Source organism: Actinoplanes flavus (assembly GCF_017592555.1).
Taxonomy (GTDB): Bacteria; Actinomycetota; Actinomycetes; order Mycobacteriales; family Micromonosporaceae; genus Actinoplanes; species Actinoplanes flavus.
The window spans coordinates 204,405-211,560 of sequence record NZ_JAGFNS010000001.1 but is presented as its reverse complement, the minus strand read 5'-3'; the positions used below and the strand labels follow the sequence as shown (position 1 = coordinate 211,560).

Sequence of the window (7,156 nt, the reverse complement as noted above, 5' to 3'; positions counted from 1 at the left end):
TGGTGGGGGGTGTCCAAGGGTGCACCCCCTCCGGGGGGGCGCCGCCCCCGGGGCCCGCCCCCCCCGTCACCGGAGCGTGAAATTCAGTTCGCCTGCTCGGCCAGAGCGAGGAACTGCTTCTTCGAGGCGAGCGCCTGCTCGGCCTCCTTGATCCGCCGGTTGTCGCCGGCGGAACGGGCGCGGGCCAGCTTCTCCTCGGCCTCGGCGACCTGCTCGCGCATCTGCCGCAGCAGCGGGTTGTCCTGCGGGCTGGTCTTGCGCCACGCCGAGTCCATCGCCACCCGGATCCGCTCCTCGGCGGCCCGCCAGCGGCGGTCCAGCGAGGCGGCGGCCTCCCGGGGCACCCGGCCGGCGTCGTGCCAGGCGGCCTGCGCGTCCCGCATGCGGTTCTGCGCGCCGCGCGGGTCGGCGTCGACGTCGATGGCCTCGACCTCGGCCAGGATCGCCTGCTTCTTCTCCAGGTTGCCCTGGTACTCCGCGTCGCGGGCGGAGAAGACCTCGCTGCGCCGGGTGAAGAAGGCGTCCTGAGCGGCCCGGAAGCGTTCCCAGAGGCGCTGCTCTGCCTCCTTCGCGGCGCGCGGCGCCGACTTCCACTCGGTCATCAGCTCCTTGAGCCGGTTGGCGGTGCTCGACCACTCGGTCGACTCGGCCAGGCTCTCCGCCTCGGTGACCAGGTCCTCCTTGGCGCTCTGCGCCTGCTTGCGCTGGCCGTCGAGGGTGGCGAAGTGGGCGCCCCGGCGGCGGGTGAAGCCGTCCCGGGCGGCGGCGAACCGCTTCCACAGCTCGCCGTCGGTCTTCTTGTCGACGCCGCGGATCGTCTTCCACTCGTCGAGGATCTCCTTGAGGCGATCCCCCGCCGACTTCCACCCGGTGGCGTCGGCGGCGATCTTCTCCGCCTCCTCGACCAGGGCGGTCTTGCGGGCCACCGCCTCGGTGCGGGCCACCTCGCGGGCCGCGCGGGCCTCACCCGCCTTCTCCTCGGCGAGGGTGGCGAGGCGGTCCAGGCGGGCCGCCAGACCGTCGATGTCACCCACCACGTGGGCCTCGTCGAGCTGGGTCCGCAGCCGCTTCACGCTGGTCAGCGAGTGGGCCGCGTCCGCCGCGCCGGACTTGAGGCGAGCCTCGACGAGGTCGACCTCGGTGACCAGGTCCTCGAATCGCCGGGCGAAGTGAGCGAGACCCTCCTCGGGGGTGCCCGCCTGCCAGGAGCCGACCACACGGTCGCCCTCGGCGGTCTTCACGTACACGGTGCCGTCGGCATCCACGCGCCCGAAGGCCGTCCAGTCGTTCATGAGCTCATCCTCGTTCTCCCGGCGCCGCCGGTCCAACCGGACCTCGGCCACCGCCATAGCGCAGTCTCGAATGCCAACTTCCCAACGGCATTCTTTCTCGCGCATTGTCACAGGTCCAACCCGGTTAGGGGAAAGCTCCCGCCGACGACCGTGACACAACGGTGTCCTACGGTTGGCCGGTGCGGTTCCGGACAGGTCAGCGGGTGGTCACCGTCGTCGGGCCGACGGCGGCCGGCAAATCCGCGCTGAGCATCGCTCTCGCCCACGAGCTGGACGGCGAGGTGATCAACGCCGACTCGATGCAGCTCTACCGCGGGATGGACATCGGCACCGCCAAGCTCACCCCGGCCGAGCGCGAGGGCGTGCCGCACCATCTGCTCGACATCTGGGACGTGACCGAGCCCGCCGCGGTCGCCGAGTACCAGCGGCTGGCCCGCGCCGCGATCGACGGCGTGTTCGCCCGCGGCCGGGTGCCGCTGCTGGTCGGCGGCTCCGGCCTGTACGTCCGGGCGGTCCTGGAGGACTTCGAGTTCCCGGGCACCGACCCGGCGGTCCGGGCCCGGCTCGAACAGGAGCTGACCGCGGCCGGCCCGGCGGCGCTGCACGCCCGGCTCGCCGAGCGCGACCCGGCGGCCGCCGCCAAGATCCTGCCGAGCAACGGCCGCCGGATCGTCCGCGCCCTCGAGGTGATCGAGCTGACCGGGCTGCCGTTCACCGCGAGCCTGCCCGATCCCCGGCCGGTCTACGAGTCGGTGCAGATCGGCGTCGACCGGGACACCGCCGCGCTGGACGAGCGGATCGCCCTGCGGGTCGACCTGATGTGGGCGGCCGGGCTGATCGGCGAGGTGCGCGGCCTGACCGGGATCCGGGAGGGCCGGACCGCCTCCCGTGCGCTCGGGTACCAGCAGGCGCTCGCCCAGATCGACGGCGCGCTGACCGAGGAGCAGGCGAAGGCGGACACCGTCCAGGGCACCCGCCGGTTCGTCCGCCGGCAGCGGTCCTGGTTCCGCCGCGACCCCTCGATCACCTGGCTGGACGGGGCGGACCCGAAGCTCGTGGCGGACGCGATCGCGCTTGCGGGATGATGGTCGGCGTGCGTTTCACCAAAGGCCACGGGACCGGCAACGACTTCGTCATCCTCCCCGACCCGTTCGGGGAGCTCGACCTGACACCCGAACTCGTCGCGGCGCTCTGCGACCGCCGCCGCGGGATCGGCGGCGACGGTGTGCTCCGAGTGGTCCGCAGCGCCAAACATCCCGAGGCGGCCGGGTTCGCCGCCGAGGCCGAGTGGTTCATGGATTACCACAACAGCGACGGCTCGATCGCCGAGATGTGCGGCAACGGCCTGCGCGTCTTCGTGCGCTACCTGCTGGACCGCGGCCTCGCCACGCCCGGCCCGGAGGGCCTCGCGGTGGCCACCCGGGCCGGCGTCCTGGTCACCCTGATCGGTGACGGCACGATCCGTGCGCGGATGACGACCCCCCGGGTGTACGCGGGAAGCACGGCGACCGTGGGCGCCCGCATCGTGCCCGGCGTGGCCGTGGACACCGGCAACCCGCACCTGGTCTGCGGTCTGCACGACGGCATGGAGCTGGCCGCACTCGACCTGACCCGCCCGCCGCTGCACGACCCGGCGGTCTTCCCGAACGGGGTGAACGTGGAGTTCGTCGAGCCCGCCGAGCCGGTCGAGGGGGTCGACGGCCACGTCCGGATGCGGGTCCACGAGCGTGGCTCCGGCGAGACGCAGTCCTGCGGCACGGGCGCGCTCGCGGTCGGCACGGTGGCGTTGCGCGACGCCGGCCTGACGACCGGCTCGATCGCGGTGGACCTGCCCGGCGGCCGCCTGGTGGTGACCCACGACGCCGAGGGCGGGTGGTGGCTGGAGGGCCCGGCCGTGCTGGTCGCCGACGGCGAGGTCGACCCGGCGGCCGTGCTCTGATGCCACCCCGGACCGCAGTGCACCGCGTCGCGCACCGGGGCTACTCGACCGTCGCCCCCGAGAACACGCTGCCCGCCTTCGCCGCCGCGCTGCGGGCCGGGGCCACCTTCGTCGAGTTCGACGTCCGGGTGACCCGGGACGGCGTGCCCGTGGTGATCCACGACCGGACGGTCGACCGGACCACCGACGGCTCCGGCCGGGTCTGGGACCTGACCTACGACGAGATCGCCGAGCTGGACGCCGGCTCCTGGTTCGGCGCCGGGTTCACCGGGCTGCGGGTGCCCACGCTGGCCGAGACACTGGACCTGCTCGCCCCCGGACCGGCCGAGATCCTCGTCGAGATCAAACCGCCGGCCACCCTCGACGAGGTGAAGTCGATCGTGGCCCAGCTCGCCGAGCGCGACCTGCTGGGCCGCTCGGTGCTGCAGAGCTTCGACGCCGACGTGGTCCGCAAGGTCCGGGACGTGGTGCCCGAGGTGCGGCGCGGGCTGCTGCTGTTCCGGTTCGACGCGGAGACCGTCGAGCTGTCCCGGGAGCTGGGCGTGGCCTACACCAACCCGTCGGTGGAGGACGTGCTGCACGGCCCGGAGACGATGGCCGGGCTGGCCGCGGCCGGGATCGGCGTGATGCCGTGGACTCCCAACGACATGGCCCGGTGGGGTCCCCTGGCGGATGCGGGTGTGTCCGGCCTGATCACCGACCTGGTCGGCGAACTCACCGGCTGGGCGAGCGCGGGATAGCCTTTCCGGGTACGAGAGCGCGTCCCCCGTACCCGGAAAAAGGTTTAAAAGGTCGCCTCCGGGGCCTTGTCGAGCTCCGACTCCGGAACGGCCGCGGGGTTGGACGGGGCGTGCACGCCCCGGACCACCGCGCGGATCGCCGCCGCCACCGCCGGAGTGACCCGCTGGTCGAAGACGCTCGGGATGATCACCGTGGGGTTGAGCTTGTCCTCGCCCACCACGTCGGCGATGGCCCGGGCGGCGGCCAGCGCCATCTCCTCGGTGAACTCCTCGGCGCCGGCGTCGAGCAGACCGCGGAAGACGCCCGGGAAGGCCAGCACGTTGTTGATCTGGTTGGGCTGGTCGGAACGGCCGGTCGCGACCACCGCGGCGTGCTTGCGGGCCTCCCGCGGGTCGACCTCCGGGTCCGGGTTGGCCATCGCGAACACGATCGCCCGGTCCGCCATCCGGGCGATGTCGTCGCCGGTGAGCAGGTTGGGCGCGGAGACGCCGATGAAGACGTCCGCCCCGGCGATCGCGCCGGGCAGGTCGCCGGAGTAGTTCTCCCGGTTGGTGTGGTCGGCCAGCCACTGCATCGACTCGTTCAGGCCGGGCATGCCGCGGTGCAGGGCGCCCCGGCGGTCGTAGGCGATGATGTCGCCCACCCCCTGCCGCATCAGCAGCTTCATGATCGCGGTGCCGGCCGCGCCGGCGCCGGACACGACCACCTTGACGTCCTCCATCCGCTTGCCCACCACCCGCATCGCGTTGGTGAGCGCGGCCAGCACGCAGATCGCCGTGCCGTGCTGGTCGTCGTGGAAGACCGGGATGTCCAGCAGCTCCCGCAGCCGCGCCTCGATCTCGAAGCACCGCGGGGCCGCGATGTCCTCCAGGTTGATGCCGCCGTAGGCCGGGGCGATCGCCTTCACTATGGCCACGATCTCGTCGGTGTCCTGCGTGTCCAGCACCACCGGCCAGGCGTCCACGCCGCCGAACCGCTTGAACAGCGCGGCCTTGCCCTCCATCACCGGCATCGCCGCGGCCGGCCCGATGTTGCCCAGGCCGAGCACCGCCGAGCCGTCGCTGACCACGGCGACCGTGTTGCGCTTGATGGTGAGGCGGCGGGCGTCCGCCGGGTTCTCCGCGATCGCCATGCAGACCCGGGCCACCCCCGGCGTGTACGCGCGGGACAGCTCGTCGCGGTTGCGCAGCGCGACCTTCGACGACACCTCGATCTTGCCGCCCAGGTGCAGCAGGAACGTGCGGTCGGACACCTTGCGGACGTCCACCCCGTCCTGGTCCTCGAGCTGCTTGACGACCTGGTCGGCGTGCGCGGCGTCGGCGGTGTCACAGGTGAGGTCGACCAGCACGTGGGTGGGGTCGGAGTCCACCACGTCCAGCGCCGTCACGATCGCCCCGGCCTCACCCACACAGGTGGTGAGCCGGCCGATGGACGAGGCGTCCGCGGTAACGGCGATGCGAATCGTGATCGAGAATCCTGCGCTCGGCAGGCGGGTGGTCACCACGGTGGTCCCTCCGACGTTGGTGGGTGAGTACCCGCATTGTCGCTCGCACGGAATAGCGGGGTCGCCGACGGTGGTTACTGCAGGGTCACCATCACGCAGCGAAACTGCCGGCCCTCATATGTGGATGCGCCCGCGCGCGGGACGTGCCACGATCGAGGTCCGAGGAGGTCACTTTTGCGAAACACGTACCAGACACCCGTCCTTGACGAGCTGGATCCCACCACCGGCGACCTGGAGCTCGAGGAGCGGCACTCGCTCAGGCGGGTGGCCGGTCTCTCCACGGAGCTGACCGACGTCACCGAGGTCGAGTACCGCCAGTTGCGACTCGAACGGGTCGTGCTGGTCGGGGTGTGGACCGAGGGCAGCGTCGAGGACGCCGACAATTCACTCACCGAGCTGGCCGCTCTCGCCGAGACGGCCGGCTCCCAGGTCCTCGAGGGCCTGATCCAACGACGGAAGCAACCGGACGCGGCCACCTTCATCGGCCGTGGCAAGGTCGACGAGCTCCGCGACGTGGTCGTCATGACCGGCGCGGACACCGTCATCTGCGACGGCGAGCTGTCCCCGTCCCAGCTGCGCAACCTGGAGCAGCAGATCAAGGTCAAGGTGGTCGACCGGACCGCCCTGATCCTCGACATCTTCGCCCAGCACGCCAAGAGCCGGGAGGGCAAGGCCCAGGTCGAGCTCGCCCAGCTGCAATACCTCCTGCCGCGTCTGCGCGGCTGGGGTGAGGCGATGTCCCGGCAGGGCGGTGGCGCCGGCGGCGGCGCGGGTGGCGGCGGTGTCGGCACCCGTGGTCCCGGTGAGACCAAGCTGGAGACCGACCGGCGGCGGATCAACACGCGGATCGCGAAACTGCGGCGTGAGATCAAGTCGATGAAGACGGTCCGGGAGACCAAGCGCTCCCGCCGTGCCGCCAGCGGGGTGCCGGCCGTGGCGATCGCCGGTTACACCAACGCCGGCAAGTCCAGCCTGCTGAACCGTTTGACCCAGGCCGGGGTCCTGGTGGAGGACGCGCTGTTCGCCACCCTGGACCCGACCACCCGGCGGACCGCCGCGGAGGACGGGCGTGTCTTCACGCTCTCCGACACGGTCGGCTTCGTCCGGCACCTGCCGCACCAGATCGTCGAGGCGTTCCGCTCGACGCTGGAGGAGGTGGCCCGGGCCGACCTGGTGGTGCACGTCGTCGACGGCGCCCACCCGGACCCGGAGGGCCAGGTCAGCGCGGTCCGCGAGGTGCTCGGTGAGGTCGGCGCCGACCGGCTGCCCGAGCTCCTGGTGATCAACAAGGTGGACGCGGCCGACGAGGAGACCGTGCTGCGCCTGAAGCGGGCGTGGCCGGACGCGATCTTCGTCTCCGCGCGGTCCGGCGCCGGCATTCCGGAGCTGCACAAGGCGATCGCCGACCGGCTGCCACGGCCGGCCGTCGAGCTGCGGCTCCTGGTGCCGTACGACCGGGGCGACCTGGTGGCCCGGGTGCACCGGTCCGGTCAGGTGCTCCAGTCGCGACACCTGGACGACGGAACCGAACTGCTCGTACGAGTCGACGAGCGGCTGGCGGCCGAGTTGGCGGAGTTTCGTTCCTGAATCCGTGGTTTCGCCGTCCGCGGCGACCGGGTGAATGTGAACAAAATTTCGATCGTGTCGAGGAGGCCGCATCCGATCCCGGTGGGGACGGGT

The 7,156-nt window shown here is 72.0% G+C and carries 6 protein-coding genes; 4 read left to right on the top strand and 2 right to left on the bottom strand.

The window, feature by feature from the left end; translation table 11 throughout:
* Positions 1 to 83: 83 nt before the first annotated feature.
* The gene (locus tag J5X75_RS01020; RefSeq protein WP_208465229.1) at positions 84 to 1,292 is read right to left on the bottom strand and encodes a DUF349 domain-containing protein; all 1,209 of its coding nucleotides are present in this window, start codon (positions 1,290 to 1,292) and stop codon (positions 84 to 86) included.
* Between the two features lie 179 nt (positions 1,293 to 1,471).
* Between J5X75_RS01020 and miaA the strand changes: the two genes are divergently transcribed.
* From miaA to J5X75_RS01005, 3 genes are read left to right on the top strand one after another with little or no spacing between them, the layout of a single operon-like run.
* Positions 1,472 to 2,377, top strand: a complete 906-nt coding sequence (gene miaA, locus J5X75_RS01015; protein WP_307797877.1) for a tRNA (adenosine(37)-N6)-dimethylallyltransferase MiaA — start codon at positions 1,472 to 1,474, stop codon at positions 2,375 to 2,377.
* 8 nt (positions 2,378 to 2,385) lie between these two features.
* The gene (gene dapF, locus J5X75_RS01010) at positions 2,386 to 3,231 is read left to right on the top strand and encodes a diaminopimelate epimerase (protein WP_208465225.1); all 846 of its coding nucleotides are present in this window, start codon (positions 2,386 to 2,388) and stop codon (positions 3,229 to 3,231) included.
* Positions 3,231 to 3,971 (top strand): glycerophosphodiester phosphodiesterase, encoded by a 741-nt coding sequence (locus tag J5X75_RS01005; RefSeq protein ID WP_208465224.1) that lies wholly within the window; start codon positions 3,231 to 3,233, stop codon positions 3,969 to 3,971. Before dapF ends, J5X75_RS01005 begins: the two co-directional genes overlap by 1 nt.
* A gap of 44 nt (positions 3,972 to 4,015) precedes the next feature.
* Here the strand turns inward: J5X75_RS01005 and J5X75_RS01000 are convergent, their stop codons facing one another.
* Complete coding sequence (locus tag J5X75_RS01000; RefSeq protein WP_208465222.1) at positions 4,016 to 5,476, bottom strand: NAD-dependent malic enzyme; 1,461 nt, start codon at positions 5,474 to 5,476, stop codon at positions 4,016 to 4,018.
* A gap of 174 nt (positions 5,477 to 5,650) precedes the next feature.
* Here J5X75_RS01000 and hflX point away from each other — a divergent pair, with 174 nt between their 5' ends.
* Entirely contained in the window at positions 5,651 to 7,063 is a 1,413-nt protein-coding gene (hflX, locus tag J5X75_RS00995; RefSeq protein WP_208465221.1) for a GTPase HflX, read from the top strand.
* The last annotated feature ends 93 nt before the right edge of the window (positions 7,064 to 7,156 follow it).